Annotated in this window: 13 protein-coding genes and 1 tRNA gene; 9 read left to right on the top strand and 5 right to left on the bottom strand. The window is 58.1% G+C overall.

From position 1 onward, the window contains the following. The first annotated feature begins 16 nt into the window (after window positions 1-16). The 7 genes from JOE56_RS00165 to JOE56_RS00135 all read left to right on the top strand — a co-directional run bounded on the left by JOE56_RS00165 (window position 17) and on the right by JOE56_RS00135 (window position 7,854). Window positions 17-1,186, top strand: a complete 1,170-nt coding sequence (locus tag JOE56_RS00165; RefSeq protein ID WP_293877282.1) for a heme/hemin ABC transporter substrate-binding protein — start codon at window positions 17-19, stop codon at window positions 1,184-1,186. A 212-nt stretch (window positions 1,187-1,398) separates the two neighbouring features. Then, window positions 1,399-2,400 carry a FecCD family ABC transporter permease gene (locus tag JOE56_RS00160; RefSeq protein ID WP_204514309.1) on the top strand — a complete coding sequence of 334 codons (1,002 nt, stop codon included), beginning with the start codon at window positions 1,399-1,401 and terminating at the stop codon, window positions 2,398-2,400. Then, entirely contained in the window at window positions 2,397-3,248 is an 852-nt protein-coding gene (locus JOE56_RS00155; protein ID WP_204514308.1) for a heme ABC transporter ATP-binding protein, read from the top strand. Before JOE56_RS00160 ends, JOE56_RS00155 begins: the two co-directional genes overlap by 4 nt. After that, the gene (locus JOE56_RS00150; protein ID WP_204514307.1) at window positions 3,245-4,609 is read left to right on the top strand and encodes a hypothetical protein; all 1,365 of its coding nucleotides are present in this window, start codon (window positions 3,245-3,247) and stop codon (window positions 4,607-4,609) included. The genes JOE56_RS00155 and JOE56_RS00150 overlap by 4 nt, the downstream gene beginning before the upstream one ends. Beyond that, window positions 4,606-6,792, top strand: a complete 2,187-nt coding sequence (locus tag JOE56_RS00145) for an HtaA domain-containing protein (protein WP_204514306.1) — start codon at window positions 4,606-4,608, stop codon at window positions 6,790-6,792. Before JOE56_RS00150 ends, JOE56_RS00145 begins: the two co-directional genes overlap by 4 nt. Window positions 6,793-6,849: 57 nt before the next feature. Continuing rightward, window positions 6,850-7,506 carry a biliverdin-producing heme oxygenase gene (locus JOE56_RS00140; RefSeq protein WP_204514305.1) on the top strand — a complete coding sequence of 219 codons (657 nt, stop codon included), beginning with the start codon at window positions 6,850-6,852 and terminating at the stop codon, window positions 7,504-7,506. Between the two features lie 189 nt (window positions 7,507-7,695). Next, complete coding sequence (locus tag JOE56_RS00135; RefSeq protein WP_204514304.1) at window positions 7,696-7,854, top strand: hypothetical protein; 159 nt, start codon at window positions 7,696-7,698, stop codon at window positions 7,852-7,854. Between the two features lie 467 nt (window positions 7,855-8,321). On the opposite strand, the gene JOE56_RS00130 is transcribed toward JOE56_RS00135, so the two are convergent. Next, a complete protein-coding gene (locus tag JOE56_RS00130; RefSeq protein ID WP_204514303.1) occupies window positions 8,322-8,882 on the bottom strand; it encodes a hypothetical protein in 561 nt (186 codons plus the stop codon). Window positions 8,883-9,319: 437 nt separating this feature from the next. On the opposite strand from JOE56_RS00130, the gene JOE56_RS00125 reads away from it, so the two are divergent. Then, complete coding sequence (locus JOE56_RS00125; RefSeq protein WP_204514302.1) at window positions 9,320-9,526, top strand: hypothetical protein; 207 nt, start codon at window positions 9,320-9,322, stop codon at window positions 9,524-9,526. A gap of 110 nt (window positions 9,527-9,636) precedes the next feature. Here JOE56_RS00125 and JOE56_RS00120 read toward each other — a convergent pair. The 4 genes from JOE56_RS00120 to JOE56_RS00105 form a co-directional block, all read right to left on the bottom strand. Continuing rightward, window positions 9,637-9,710: transfer RNA gene (locus JOE56_RS00120), tRNA-Val, on the bottom strand. A 66-nt stretch (window positions 9,711-9,776) separates the two neighbouring features. Next, a complete protein-coding gene (locus tag JOE56_RS00115) occupies window positions 9,777-10,166 on the bottom strand; it encodes an HIT family protein (RefSeq protein ID WP_204514301.1) in 390 nt (129 codons plus the stop codon). Window positions 10,167-10,237: 71 nt separating this feature from the next. Beyond that, on the bottom strand, window positions 10,238-10,729 hold the full coding sequence (locus JOE56_RS00110; protein WP_204514300.1) for a redoxin domain-containing protein: 492 nt from the start codon (window positions 10,727-10,729) through the stop codon (window positions 10,238-10,240). After that, the gene (locus JOE56_RS00105) at window positions 10,729-11,157 is read right to left on the bottom strand and encodes a DUF3052 domain-containing protein (RefSeq protein WP_102237980.1); all 429 of its coding nucleotides are present in this window, start codon (window positions 11,155-11,157) and stop codon (window positions 10,729-10,731) included. Before JOE56_RS00105 ends, JOE56_RS00110 begins: the two co-directional genes overlap by 1 nt. A 245-nt stretch (window positions 11,158-11,402) precedes the next feature. Between JOE56_RS00105 and aceE the strand changes: the two genes are divergently transcribed. Next, window positions 11,403-14,162: a pyruvate dehydrogenase (acetyl-transferring), homodimeric type gene (gene aceE / locus JOE56_RS00100; RefSeq protein WP_204514299.1), complete on the top strand. Its 2,760-nt coding sequence runs from the start codon at window positions 11,403-11,405 to the stop codon at window positions 14,160-14,162.

Here is a 14,162-nt window from a genome sequence, read left to right as displayed (position 1 = left end):
CCGGACCAAACGCCGTGTGACAGTGACCGCAGCGGTGCTCGCAGTTGGGCTTTTCCTGTGGAACAACGGTTTCCACAACATCGGCACGCTCAATGCTGCTCACTCCCACGAGTGTGTTCCCCCACCGGCAACCCCTGCGGCGCAACTTCCGGACATCCCGGATGTTCCCAGCTCAAAGAAGCTACCGGCCAGCAAGATCCACGGCCCGACTACCGCCTACACCCGGGCCTCCGAAATCCGGCCGATTACAGATTTCGCAAATCAGCAACAAACCCTCCCAGTGACCGTCACCTCGGACGATGGTCCCGAACAGACGGTACGTGACACCTCGAGAATTCTGGCGGTCAACCAGAACGGCGGTTTGGCCGCCGCGGTTGTCGGCCTGGGCCTGGGTTGCAATTTGATCGGTCGTGATGTTTCTACGCAGATGTCATCACTCATGCCGGGACAAAAAGAGATTCCGCTGGTCACTCAGAACGGGCACGAACTCAACGCGGAGGCGATCCTCAATCTGGCACCCACCTTGGTGCTAACGGATTCGACCATCGGCCCCTACGACGTCCAACTGCAGCTGCGCAATGCCGGCATTCCGGTGGTGTTCATTCCTTCTGCGACGGAGGACGGTGTGCAGGGTGTTAGCCCGCAGATCGTTGCGGTTGCTAAGGCGCTTGGCCTGCAGGATGCGGGTGAGCAACTGGCTAAGCGCGTGGATGAAGAAATTACTGAAACCGAAAAGAGAATCCATGCGCTTGCCCCGGACAACCCTGCCGACCGTCCACGCACGGTGTTCCTGTATCTGCGTGGCGACATCTATTACTGGTTCGGCAAGGGCTCCGGCGCAGATTCCCTCATTCAGGCCATTGGCGCCCGCGATGTTGCGACCGAAGTCGGCTTTTCCGGCATGTCGCCAACCAACGCTGAGGCGCTTGTGAAAGCGGCCCCAGACGTCATTTTGGTCATGACGAAGGGCCTGGAGAGCGTCGGCAGTATCGATGGAGCCCTCAAGCTGCCGGGCATTGCGCAGACACCCGCCGGCAAAAACCGTCGGATTGTCGACATGAGCGACTACGAGGTGATGAGCTTCGGCCCCCGCACTGCGGAGGTCATCGCTGCCTTGGGCACTGCGGTCCACGCCCCCGAATACGCCTACGTCCCACAGGAAGAGTCCGCTGAAGCGGACGCCTAAGGAGAGAACTCTTGAGCACTACTCATTCCAGATCTGCCGAGCGATTCAATGCTCCTGCACCTTTTGCCGGTTCGCCTTTGGAGGAACAACGCACGAGGCGCCGCTTTCGTTCTACTTCTTCGACACCTGTCGCCCCGGTTCCAGGGGGCAGGCACAGTGAGAAGAGTTACGGGAGGGTTTCGGCTGGCCGGGTAACGACCGTCTTTACGACTTTGGCGGTGTTACTACTTGGCGGAACACTGCTGTCGGCAATGTTGGGTCAGCTGTACATTCCGCCGAAGGAGGTCGTGGGCGCTGTCCTGCAGTCGGTGGGCATTAGCTGGTTGCCCGGCCCGTCGCACGAATTCGGTGCTGAAGCTCTGTGGGAAGTGCGCTTCCCGCGGATCGTTCTGACCGTTTTTGTGGGCGCTGCCCTGGCTATAGCGGGTGCGGTTATGCAGGGAATCTTCGGAAATCCGCTGGCCGAGCCCGGCACGATCGGCGTCTCTTCGGGTGCTGCGGTGGGCGCGTCGTTTGCATTTTTGCACGGCCTGAGCTTCTTGGGCGGGTTCACGGTTCCGTTCTTGGCTTTTGTGTGTGGTCTGGTGACGACGATCGTGGTGTACCTGTTGGCGCGGTCGAACGGCCGGACGGAAGTCGTCACCCTGATCCTCACAGGTGTTGCGGTCAATGCGATTTCCGGTGCCCTCATTTCCTTCATCGTGTTCAAAGCTCCTACGCAAGCTCGTGAGCAGATCGTGTTTTGGCAGATGGGAAGCTTCAATGGCAGCCGGTGGGAACAGGTTGCGATTGTCGTTCCGCTGGTGGTTGTGGGAATTGGTCTCACTACGTTCTTGGCGCGGGGCCTGGACTTGGTGTCGCTGGGAGAAAAGGCGGCCCGCCACCTGGGTGTCGATGTTGAGCGTCTGCGCTTGTACGCGATGATCCTGTCGGCTCTGTTGGTCAGTGCGGCCGTTGCGTTCGTCGGCATCATCGCCTTTGTGGGCTTGGTTGTTCCGCACCTGATGCGCATGTTGTTGGGGCCAGGCCACCGTCTACTGCTACCGGCCTCGGTTTTCGGCGGTGCGGCACTGCTGACCTTTGCTGATCTGGCTGCACGTACGCTCATTGAATTTGCTGACTTACCGATCGGCATGCTCACTGCGCTCATCGGTGGCCCGTACTTCTTCTACTTGTTGCGTCGCAGCCGTCGTGAGGCAGGCGGCTGGGCATGATCGAAAAGCTGCGTTACGGTCGCGAGAACCGTCTGCCAGAAGTCCCTACCCCGGGAACAACCGTGTTGTCGGTAGATCAGGTAACTGTGTCCTACGACGGTGAAAGGAAAGTGCTCGAGGGGGCCTGCCTGAATGTTCGGGCGGGCGAGGTTCTGGCTCTTGTCGGCCCCAACGGTGCCGGGAAATCCACCCTGTTGGGTGTCATTACCGGCGATGTCGAGGAAGCTTCTGGGGCCGTGACCATCTATGACCATCCGCACTATGCGTGGAATACCCGCGAACTGGCTATGCGCAGGGCTGTTCTGCTGCAACAGGTTGATGTTTCGTTCCCCTTCACGGTTCTCGAGGTCGTTGAAATGGGCCGCGCACCGTGGCAACGGACGCAGGCGGCAGCCGATGACGACCGAATCGTGTCCGCAGTGCTGGAACGCACGGACACGGGCCGCTTTGCTTCCCGCACTTTCACCTCGCTGTCAGGTGGCGAACGTTCGCGAGCCGCTCTGGGCCGGGTGCTTGCGCAGGCCGCCCCGATTCTTCTGTTGGACGAACCCACAGCGGCCATGGACATCCGCCACCAAGAACTCGTGCTGACGATTGCGCGTGAATACGCGGCCACCGGCTCTGCTGTTGTTGTAGTGCTGCACAGCCTGGACTTGGCTGGCGCCTACGCGGACCGAATTGCCCTGCTCAACGGCGGTCACATAGTAGCCGAAGGAACACCGGCAGAGGTGCTGACTGCCGAGAAGATCAGTGAAGCTTACGGCCATCCCGTCACTGTTTTTACCGATCCGGTATCAGGTTCACCGCTCGTGGTGCCGGTCCGCCCTCCCAGAAAGGACATGTCATGAATCAGCCTGGACACGCCGCGGGCAGTCGGAAGAAGCGGCTTGGTCTGCGGCGGTTTGTAGCCACGGTTGCCGCTGTGCTCATCGGCGGCATGGGCGCGTTTGCGGGTGCCACCGTCAGTCCCGAACCTGCCGAGGCGGCCGCCCGGGTTTCCGTGTCGGGTACGCCTTCTGTTGACGGTACCTCGACCCTGAAACTCTCCGGCAGTGGTTTCCAGTCGGTGCAGAACGGCTTCGGCGGCATCTATGTCCTGTTCGGTGTTGCCGAAGGCACGTGGCAGCCAAGCAAGGGCGGCAAAACGGGCACGAACCTGCGCTATGCCTATGACGATGAATCGAATCCGGTGGGCTATCAGCTGTTCGTCACGTTCCCAGGATCGTCGACAGCTCACGCTGCCAACGGCGGCACGCTGAATGCCGACGGCACGTGGTCAGGCGAGATCATCCTTCCCGGAGCTCGCTTCACGTCCTATGACCGTGACCGCAATCCGGTTGATGTTGATTGCACGCGTGAACGCTGCGGCATCATCACGATCGGCGCACACGGTGTGTCGAACGCCAAGAACGAAACCTTCACGCCGATTGAGTTCCCGGCTGCCGCAGCGGCTGGTCAGTCGGGTGGCGAACAGGCACAAAACAACGGTGCTACCGGTGAGGCAGCCGCACCGAATGACAATGCTTCGAAGGACGACAAAGACCAGAAGAACGCAGACGCCACCGCCACACCGGCACCGGGAGCAGCGGGTGGACAGCAGCCGGCTTCAGGGCCCCTGCTGGAGCCCGATCAGGTTGATGCGATCAACACGAACGCCAACCGCATGGTGTTTCTGCTGATGATCGGAGTGGTTCTCGCCATCTGTGCGATTGCCCTGGCCGTGGGAGTCGGTTCCTACATGGCAGTGAAATCGCTGCTTCTGGGTGTCAGCCCCGAAGCACTGGAGCGTGTGCGCACGCGCAGGGCTAAGCGCGCTATTGCGGCAGAGCACAAGCGCGAACGCAAACTGCAGAAGTTCCGTGAGAAACAAGAAGCTCGCACGCGCAAATACGAGAGAACTGTTGATACCAAGATTGCACGAGCTGACATGCATGATTCCGGAATGCGTCACCCGGTAATCAGCAAACAATACTCGTACACACAGCAACCGAGCACACAAAATCAGACATCAAGAGGACCCATGCGATTCTTTGAACTTATCGAAGACAAAGAAAGCTCCTCCGGCGATCAGCCACGGCAGCCAGTAGCAAGAGGGAAGCACATGCATTCCCAGGGTGCAACAGCCGACGCAGGCAGTGGAAACGCTCCAACACTTGTTATGGAGCGCATCGTTGACGGTAGGGCAGAGTCACAGGAGGAAACACGATGAAGCGATTAATAGTCACATGGGTGGCAGCTGGAACAATATTCTTGATCCTGGTGTTCGCTACAGGACTACTCATAGGTACAGCAGCCTTGGCATCACCGAACAGCGAGTCTGGGACTTCCGAAGCTGATTCGTCGAAATTAAAAGTCGCAGACGCCGGGCTCACGTGGGGAATCAATGCAGAGTCCGGAGCAGGAGCCTATCTACCCGGTTCATGCAACTTCCTTTCCGCAGGTGTAGCGGCTGACAACGGTGGATCCTCGCTGTGGCCGAATGACGCCGAAAAGCGCGGACTGTTCAAAGCCCAGGATGGCAACGTCAAGATTCTGCGCCCCACCGCTGATGGCGGCACGCAGCCGATCACGTGGGACAACAAATGCCAGACCCCAGACAGCAAACGAGTCAATACCGCGGGTGTGAGCTCTGGAAACTACGTCCAGTTTTCCGGTGGCACGGGAGAAGTAGACACCGCAACTAACACTGGAAACATCCAGTGGGAAGGGTCGTTCACCGTGGTGTACTACTCCGGGTACACCTACTGGTCGGTGAGCAACCCAAAGCTTGAAGTGAAGAACGGCAAGGGCAAGCTCACCGGCACCTTCTCCGGCTACGGAGCCGACATGGCCGACCTTTCCAAGTGGGAGAAGCTCAAGCCCGTTGAAGGCACCATCGCCGACTTCAAGAACAACACGGTTGAACTTGATGAAAACGGCTTCACCGTCACCCCTGACTACGAGGGTGTAGACAGTGGACAGCCCGACCAAAACAAAGAAAAAGAAGGCTGGGGCTCGTTCCCCAAGAGTTGGGTGGACTTCAATGTGCTGACTGGCCAGACCCAGTACTGGTACACGTCCGGCGGGGCCGCGGATGCGCGCAAAAAGCCCAGTCCGCTGAGCGTATCGTTCACAGGCACTCCGGTCATGCCCGAACAGCCGTCGGCTACTCCGCAGCCACCGGCACCCAGTCCGAAACCCGATGCTGGGGACGACAACACGGAAAAACCGGACGGCACCTCGACAGAGGAGAAGAATCCGCCCGAAACACCGACGGGATCAAACGCAACCTTGTTCTGGGCGATCAACAAGGAAACCAGCGCCGGCGGGTTTGCTCCCGGCACTTGCAACTTCCTGTCCGCAGGCGTGTCCCCAGACAACGGGGGTGCTGTTGTCTGGGACGCACCTGGAAAACTGTACAAACCTACCGACGGCAACGTAAAGATCGAAAAGCCAGACGTATCCGGAGAGTTCCACACCGCAACATGGCAGAACAAGTGCGATGACCGCTATGGCGGTCGAGTCGTGGCAGCCGACAAGGACTCGCACCACGAATCGCGGCTGAACATTGCTGGTGGAAGCATCAACATCGACGACGGTGAAATAACTGCCAGCTGGGATGGCGGTTTCACAATCGTCTTCTACTCCGGGATGACGTACTGGTCCGTATCCGACCCGAAGCTCACCGTCACAAAAGACGGAAGGGGCGAACTGACGGGAACCGCGTCCGGTTACGGAGCAGACATGGAAGACCTGTCAAAATGGGAGAAGCTGAAATCCGAAACCATCACGCTTGCGACCTTCTCCGGGCTCGATGTGAACAAGGCCGTGAAGGATGGAGGATTCACCGTCACCCCCGACTACCTTGGTGTTGATTACAGGGCCGGCGATGGCAACACACCGCAGGACCGAACCGAAGCCGAATGGGGTTCATTCCCTAAGAGCTGGGTCGACTTCAACGTCAAAACCGGGCAGAGCTCCTACTGGTATTCCTCCGGTGGAATTGCGGACGCCCGCAAACCCGCACTGCCGCTGACGATTGCCTTTGACAACAGCTTCCAGGTGCCAGCTACAGAACCAGCAAAACCCGGTGAAAGCGTAGCTGGGGCAGGCGGACCAGGTTCAACTGTGACCGGCGGAAACACTGTTGGCGAACCAGGAGTTGGTGTCCCAGGCGCTGTAGGGCCCGGCGGCGGGCCGCAGAGCTCCAGCGCCCAGCCGGCAGACGTTGAAGACACAACAGCGTTCGCTGCAACCGCATATGAGGCTCGCCGCTCCGAAGGAATGGGCACCATCAATGCAAAAACCTGGTGGCTTGGAGGAGCAACCGCGGCCACAGGCATCGCAGCAACCGTCGGAATCGGCTGGTTGCTACGAAGAAACATCGGACTCGATCCCAGTACTTGGACCTAAACCCCAAACAAAAAAGTAAGAAATCCCATAACCGGGACAACACCTCGTGGAGGAGACATGACTATCACAACCCCAGCCGCAGAAACCCTGTCGTTCTCACAGCGACTGCGGAAGGAAACGCAGCGGGAACACAGTGAAGCCGAATCCGAAAAGTTCATTGTTGATCTCATGGCGGGAAGACTCGATCGCCATGCCTACATTGCGTTGCTAGAACAGTACGCGGTCCTCTACCCTGCGCTGGAAACCGCTGTGCAAGCTGCACCCTCTGACTCTACTGTTGCGTTCTTCGACCACCCAGGACTCGCTCGCACTCAGGCGATCAATAATGACCTCGACTACCTACTTGGGGAGGACCGCCAGCCTCCAGTAGCTCTGGAAGCAACACGCTTCTTGGCTGAACACTTCCAGTCTGAGGTGAGTCCAGAGCAGTTACTAGCGCATCACTACCTGCGCTACCTAGGCGACCTCTCAGGCGGTCTGGCGATCGGAAAGCTGGTCAAGAGGCACTACAGAATCGAAGATGAAGCACTTAACATGTGGCGCTTCCCGGGTATCAACAAGCCGAAACTGTTCAAGGACGACTATAGGGCCAAGCTCGATGCGGTAACGCTGAGCAGGGAGCAACAGGAAGCGGTCATCGCTGAGGCAGACCTGGGCTTCCGCTTAAACAAGGCGATTTTCCGTCAGCTCGGAGAGATGTTGCACGTGGAGTAACGGAAAGGCACCAAAACACAAAGTTCTCGGGACATCGAGTGAACGATGTCCCGAGAACTTCACAATGTGGGCCCAGAGGTGTCTGGTTTCAGGACATAGTTGACACCATGTGCGTTTGGAACAGCCTGATGATCGTTGACACATGAGTCGACACATCGTTGACACCACCACGTGAATGACAGTTGACACATGAGTCGGCACATACTTGACAGCCAGCGCCTTTACCGTGAGCGTCTCTTCCGAACTGATGACGCAACCGCACCCACCACCACGGCCAGCAGCGTGACACGAACAGGCACGGTCACCTTGGGTTCCGAAGCGTATGTGGCCGCAGCCGAAACTGTCTAACAAAATGTCCGCACCCCCAAGTGAGCGAAACTACGCAATATAACGCGTAGTCTTGCTCGTTTGGCGCCATCTGGACTTGGCTTAACGCATCGGAACGCTTCACTCGGACTGACGTCTCACGAAGATGAGACACACCAAGGGACCGCCATTCATTGTGAATGGAACGTCGGCTAGAGCGCGTAAGAGCGATCTGGCGGTGTGAGCGTCGATGATGCCGTAATGCCGAACAGCACAAGAGACTGGGTCGCGCTCGATTAACTTGGTCTCACCCTGCGGGGTCTTCGTCAGAGCCGATCGGAGCGACGTGTGACGCGCCAGGACTCCGGTGACAGCGGAAGCTACACGATCGGAGTCCAATCCGGTGACGTCGTAAAGTAGTGGCGCCTTGAGCGATGTGTTGTTCGGACGGAGCAGCATTTGCTGGAGTGTGTCCAGCTCCGGCCCCGAGAATTCAAAACTGCGTGAAGTCATTGCTCTGACCGTTCAGGGGCGATCGCTGGCCCGCTCGCTGTGCGTTCCGAGAGGGTTTTCAGGCGCCTGAGTTGTTGCCCTGCCATAACCCAATCGCCAACGGCAAGCAGTCCTCGTCGCCAACCGGACAGATCGGCACCGACGCATGCGGTGGCCCGCAGACGGCATCCGGTTCCGCTGGGGGTTGCCTCATAGGACACGGCGATCGTTCCGTACACGCCTTTGAACTCGGGACGTGATACACCGGCGATGTAGCTCCCTTCGACGAAGTCCGTCAGCGAGAAGATCATGAATGGCTGGCCGAGGCGTAGGTCCTCAGCACCTGGGATCAACCTCTCTGGGCTTCGCCTGCCCGGCATGTCGATGAAATCGAAGCTGTAGGGCGCCACCGTCAGCTGGCACAGCCAGCGATAAACGATCTCCGGGTCAGCAGCAATGTCCGCGCATCGGACCCACCGGGCTTTCGGGTCAGGGATCAACCGATCCGCGGGGGTTGTCAGCGCGATATCTTCAGGGCCTGCGTTAGTCGTTGTGAACCAATCAAAGATGGATCTCATTTCACCTGCTCCTGGATTCCTGAGAAGATTGGATGGGTGCTGTTGATGAGCGTGGCATGAGAAGCGTGGCCAAAAGTCCGAAGGCTGCGATGGCAGTTCCCACGCTGAAGTCCGCTACGAACGATTCGTTGAATAGTCTAAGGCAGTTCTCACCCCAGCTTCGGCTGCCGGGACAAGAGCACGCAGGCTACCGATTACTGTGGTCACCAATGCGTCGGCGCCTTGAGGCAGAGACCAAGCCTCGAACAAGCCGCTGTCTTGGACTCTCGCCTGGAACGCTCGGGTTGAAACCGCGCCGAACACGGCGATTCCCAAGGCCGTGCTGATTTGCCTGACTGCGGTGTTGGCGGCCGACGCCGATGCGACTGAGACCTGCTCAACCGAGCTCATGAAGGTGGCTGTGGCAACCGGCACCCATGTCATTGACTGGCAATGGTGTGACCGCGAAAAACTCGCCTCCTGGACAGCAGGATTCCTTCACTGGGAAGCCACCTGGAACACATTCCTCAAACAACGCACCTACGCCACAAAAAACACGCCACGACCAACCCGACGAACCCATCGGACCCGCAGAATACGACACCGGCTTCACCTACGAAGACGGCATCAAACTCCGACAAGGATGGGCCGGAAAACACCCCTGACACGCCCGACCCATACACACTTTTTGGCCAATAACCCGCAATGTCGCCGATGAGATCGCATAAACAAAATTCCCGAGGCATGATCAACATGCCTCGGGAATTTTCAAATGTGGGCCCAGAGGGACTCGAACCCCCGACCCTCTCGGTGTAAACGAGATGCTCTAGCCAACTGAGCTATAGGCCCCTGGTCAGGATCTTTCGCTGACCACTGAAAGATTATGGCATACATCTTTCAGAACGCAAAACTCGTTTACAGCGCCACTTTGATCTTCGACGCAGCTTCTTCACGAGCTTCCGCTGTTGTGTCGTGTTTGTTCGCCAAGTCAAAGTCAGAAATTTGATTCGTTGGGAACACGTGAATGTGAACGTGGGGAACCTCGAACCCTTGCACAATAAGCCCTACGCGTTCGCAACCAAACGCTTTCTTCTGTGCGTTTCCGAGCTTCTTTGCCACCGTGAAGAGGTGGGATACCAGGTCATCGTCAAGATCAAGCCAGTGGTCTACTTCTTCACGTGGCACAACCAGAAGGTGACCGTCAGTCAAAGGCTGGATGTCCATGAACGCGACACAACGATCGTCTTCGTAGACAAACGTTGCAGGGATTTCGCCGTCGATGATTTTGGTAAACAGAGTGGCCATCAGAAGTCCTTCCTCGTGAGGTGTCTATCACCATCATGGTGGAAGCGACTTAATAATGCGAGAGGTGACCGCTATGTAGTGAGGGCGTCAATCCATCGAGCCAGACCACGCTCGGTAAAATCGCGTTTCTGGCCAGGCTGTAGGACCTCGGAGTCAACGATCTGCCCGTTCATATTCAGCGCAAAGGTGCCGCGCACAGCCATCCCCGACTGCTCATCGAACACACCAAAGTCGCGACTCAAAGCGCCATGCGGCCAGAAGTCAGACATGAGCGGCCACGCAGAACCCGCCGTCTCCACCCATGCGGCTTGGGTGAACTTCGAATCGCACGAAATGATCGTGCAGGCGATACCGGCGCCCTCCAAAACTTCGCGGGACGCGGAAAGTTCTCCCACCTCGGCGTGACACGTGGGCGTAAACGCAAACGGGACAAACACGGCCAACACGCCATGTTGGTCAACCTCAGGGACGGCAAGATCACCCACCGTCGACAGGGACACAGCCGGCCCAAGGTGGGTGTGACACTCACGCGTCCAACCAGGGTGCGCGTCAGCGAGGGTCATTACCCGTACGACTTTTTGCCAACCAGACGCACAGCGGACCAGTCGTCACACACACTGACAGTTTTAGTCACGTGCATGCCAGCGGTTGGAGCAGCCGCGTTGATATCAACGGGAGCGATGTGACCTTCGCGTCCAGCCTTGGGAGTGAGAAGCCATACGACGCCACCATCGGTCAGTGTGGTCTGCGCGTCTACGATTGCGTCGGTGAGGTCGGGATCATCTGATCGCCACCACATGACGATCGCGTCAAAGACGTCGTCGACATCCTCATCGGCCATCTCTTCGCCTGTGACCTTCTCGATTGCCTCGCGCAAGGCGAAGTCAACATCGTCGTCATAGCCGATTTCCTGAATGTATGTACCCTTTTCTAATCCCAGAGGGTTAGTGCGAGTACAGTCGAGCGTCCTTCCTGACGGGGTGTTACTCATGTCTCCTATTCTTCCCGTAAGTTCGCTCTTGGGCAAACCTAATGAACATTTTGAAACCTCCGCGTCGCGCAATCGACCAAATAGCTGACCTCATACTGTGTTACTAGCACCACACTAGGCCGTTTTGTCTGTATGAACAGCGCAACTAGACGCGTAATCGGTTTAGGCTAGAAAACAGCCAACGGATCGGTTACTGCGGTGAGTGTGTCACCGGGTGGACCACTATCGTTCAGGAGGAAAACTAAGTGGACAGTAAGAGGCATGGACCAATTCTTAACGGTCTCCCCAGCCAAGTGCCCGACACAGATCCTCAAGAAACTCAGGAATGGCTTGAGTCCCTTGACGCCGTCATCGATGAAGCCGGGCAGTCTCGTGCCCGCTATGTCATGCTCAGCCTGCTTAACCGTGCGCGTCAGAAGCGCATCGGCGTGCCCAGCCTGACAGCAACAGACTTTATTAACACGATCGGACCTGAAGACGAACCGTGGTTCCCGGGAGACGAAGAGGTTGAACGCCGGTACCGTCGCTGGCTCCGCTGGAACGCAGCCGTCATGGTTCACCGCGCGCAGCGCCCGGGCATCGAAGTGGGCGGACACATCTCCACGTATGCCTCCGCCGCGACTCTCTACGAAGTGGGGCTTAACCACTTCTTCCGCGGCAAAGACCACCCAGGCGGTGGCGACCACGTGTTCTACCAAGGTCACGCCTCCCCCGGTATGTACGCTCGCGCATTCCTGGAAGGTCGCTTGAGCGCCGACCAGCTCGACGGGTTCCGCCAGATGAAGTCGCACTACGTGGACGGTAAGCCATTCGGGCTTCCTTCATACCCGCACCCACGTCACATGCAGGACTTCTGGGAATTCCCAACCGTGTCCATGGGACTGGGGCCCATGAACGCGATTACGCAGGCAATGTTCGACAAGTACCTGCTCAACCGTGGAATTAAGGACACCTCCCAGCAGCGTGTGTTCGCCTTCCTGGGTGACGGTGAACTCGACGAACCAGAAAGTCGCGGAATGTTGCAGTACGCAGCGTTCGAAGAGCTCGACAACCTGAACTTCATCATCAACTGCAACCTGCAGCGCCTCGACGGGCCGGTACGTGGTAACGGAAAGATCGTTCAGGAGCTCGAAGCGTTCTTCCGAGGTGCCGGCTGGAACGTCATTAAGGTCATCTGGGGTCGTGAATGGGACGCTCTGCTGGCAAAGGACCGCGACGGTGCGCTCGTGAACCTCATGAACGCAACGCCGGACGGCGACTACCAGACCTACAAGGGTGAGTCCGGTGGCTTCGTGCGCGACAACTTCTTTGGTCGCGACCCACGCACCAAGGCCATGGTCGCCGACATGACCGACGAAGAAATCTGGAACCTCAAGCGCGGTGGCCACGACTACCGCAAGGTGTACGCAGCCTACAAGGCGGCGGTCGAACACACCGGTCAGCCCACAGCGATCCTTGTGATGACGGTCAAGGGTTACTCGCTTGGACCTACGTTCGAAGCGCGTAACGCTACGCACCAGATGAAGAAGATGACCGTTGAGGACCTCAAGCTGGCCCGCGATCACTTCTCAATTCCGATCTCTGACGAAGAACTCGAGAAGAACCCCAAGCTTCCTCCGTACTATCACCCCGGTGAGGACGCGCCTGAAATCCAGTACATGCTGGAACGTCGACGCGAACTGGGTGGTTTCTCGCCTGAGCGTCGCTCCAAGTACACGCAGATTGCGTTGCCTGGCGACAAGGCATACGCCATGGCCAAGAAGGGCTCTGGCACGCAGGCGATTGCCTCGACCATGGGCTTTGTGCGCATTCTGAAAGACATTATGCGTGACAAGGAATTCGGGAAGCGCGTTGTTCCGATCATTCCTGACGAAGCACGCACTTTTGGAATGGACTCGTTCTTCCCAACTGCGAAGATCTACAACCCGCACGGACAGAACTACGTGTCGGTTGACCGTGACCTGTTCCTCGCATACAAAGAAGCGACCGACGGCCAGATCCTGCACATGGGAATTAACGAAGATGGTTCGGTCGCCGCATACAACGCAGTCGGTACCAGCTACGCCACGCACGGCGAGCCTATGATCCCGTTCTACATCTTCTACTCCATGTTCGGGTTCCAGCGTTCCGGCGACGCTTTCTGGGCAGCAGGCGACCAGTTGGCACGCGGATTCATCCTGGGTGCAACGGCTGGGCGTACCACGCTGACAGCTGAAGGTCTCCAGCACGGAGATGGCCACTCGCACGTGTTGTCGTCGACGTTCCCGTCGATCGTGTCGTATGACCCAGCGTATGTGTACGAAATTGGTCACATCGTTCGCGATGGTCTCAAGCGCATGTACGACCCTGAGGACGAGCGTCAGGACCCAAACGTTTCGTACTACATCACTATGTACAACGAACCTATGGTTCAGCCTGCAGAGCCTGAGGACCTTGACGTTGAAGGTCTGCTTAAGGGAATCTACAAGCTGTCCGACGGCCCCGAACTCGACGGCCCGAAGGTTCAGCTTCTGGCATCCGGTGTTGCAGTCCCATGGATCATCGAGGCGCAGCAACTACTGGCAGAAGATTGGAACGTATCGGCTGACGTGTGGTCGGTGACGTCGTGGCAGGAGCTACGCCGTGACGGTCTCGCCTGCGATGACGAGCGCCTGCTCGACCCAAGTGCTGAACGTCGCGTGCCATTCGTGACTCAGAAACTCGCCGACGCACCGGGTCCCGTCATTGCGACCTCGGACTACACACGTACGGTGCCGGACATGATCCGCCAGTACGTGCCGGGCCACTTCACCAGCTTAGGAGCTGACGACTACGCGATCTCTGACACCCGCGCAGCTGCTCGCCGTCACTTCCTCATCGACGCCGAATCCGTGGTTGTCCAGGCGCTCATCAGCTTGGCTGACCTGGGCGAAATCGACCCATCGGTGGCTGCGGAAGCGTCCAAGAAGTACAAGCTCGACGATCCTCGCGCCGGATCGACCGGCGAGGCCGGAGGCGACGCCTAA

Origin of the sequence: Brevibacterium paucivorans (genome assembly GCF_016907735.1) — a bacterium.
GTDB lineage: Bacteria > Actinomycetota > Actinomycetes > Actinomycetales > Brevibacteriaceae > Brevibacterium > Brevibacterium paucivorans.
Note: the sequence above shows the minus strand (reverse complement) of the source record. Positions and strands in the feature narration are given on the sequence as shown.

Excerpts from the sequence above, each read along its gene's own strand:
- JOE56_RS00135 (WP_204514304.1), top strand. The coding sequence starts at position 7,696 with ATGAGTCGGCACATACTTGACAGCCAGCGCCTTTACCGTGAGCGTCTC.
- JOE56_RS00110 (WP_204514300.1), bottom strand. The coding sequence starts at position 10,729 with ATGACCCTCGCTGACGCGCACCCTGGTTGGACGCGTGAGTGTCACACC.
- JOE56_RS00145 (WP_204514306.1), top strand. The coding sequence starts at position 4,606 with ATGAAGCGATTAATAGTCACATGGGTGGCAGCTGGAACAATATTCTTG.
- JOE56_RS00105 (WP_102237980.1), bottom strand. The coding sequence starts at position 11,157 with ATGAGTAACACCCCGTCAGGAAGGACGCTCGACTGTACTCGCACTAAC.
- JOE56_RS00150 (WP_204514307.1), top strand. The coding sequence starts at position 3,245 with ATGAATCAGCCTGGACACGCCGCGGGCAGTCGGAAGAAGCGGCTTGGT.
- JOE56_RS00130 (WP_204514303.1), bottom strand. The coding sequence starts at position 8,882 with ATGAGATCCATCTTTGATTGGTTCACAACGACTAACGCAGGCCCTGAA.
- JOE56_RS00155 (WP_204514308.1), top strand. The coding sequence starts at position 2,397 with ATGATCGAAAAGCTGCGTTACGGTCGCGAGAACCGTCTGCCAGAAGTC.
- JOE56_RS00115 (WP_204514301.1), bottom strand. The coding sequence starts at position 10,166 with ATGGCCACTCTGTTTACCAAAATCATCGACGGCGAAATCCCTGCAACG.
- JOE56_RS00140 (WP_204514305.1), top strand. The coding sequence starts at position 6,850 with ATGACTATCACAACCCCAGCCGCAGAAACCCTGTCGTTCTCACAGCGA.